A 237-nucleotide genomic window follows, 5' to 3' on the forward strand; every position below is an offset into this window, starting at 1 on the left:
GGCTTCGAGCAGCAGGCGCTGCTGCGGGTCCATGGCCAGCGCCTCGCGCGGCGAGATCCCGAAGAACTCGGAGTCGAACTCGCCCGCGTCGTGCAGGAAGCCGCCGCCGCTCGCGTAGAACGTGCCCTGGTGGTCCGCGTCCGGGTGGTACAGGCCCTCGATGTCCCAGCCGCGGTCGGCGGGGAACGGCGAGATGGCGTCGGATCCGGTGGCCACGAGCTGCCAGAGGTCCTCGGG

1 protein-coding gene is annotated in these 237 nt (G+C 72.2%); it reads right to left on the bottom strand.

All coding sequences use genetic code 11. The features are described 5' to 3' along the window. Positions 1–237: beta-ketoacyl synthase N-terminal-like domain-containing protein (locus tag UK12_RS35990; RefSeq protein WP_045307443.1), on the bottom strand; the 237-nt coding region annotated here is incomplete at both ends.

The organism is Saccharothrix sp. ST-888 (assembly GCF_000955975.1).
In the GTDB taxonomy this organism is placed as follows: Bacteria; Actinomycetota; Actinomycetes; order Streptomycetales; family Streptomycetaceae; genus Kitasatospora.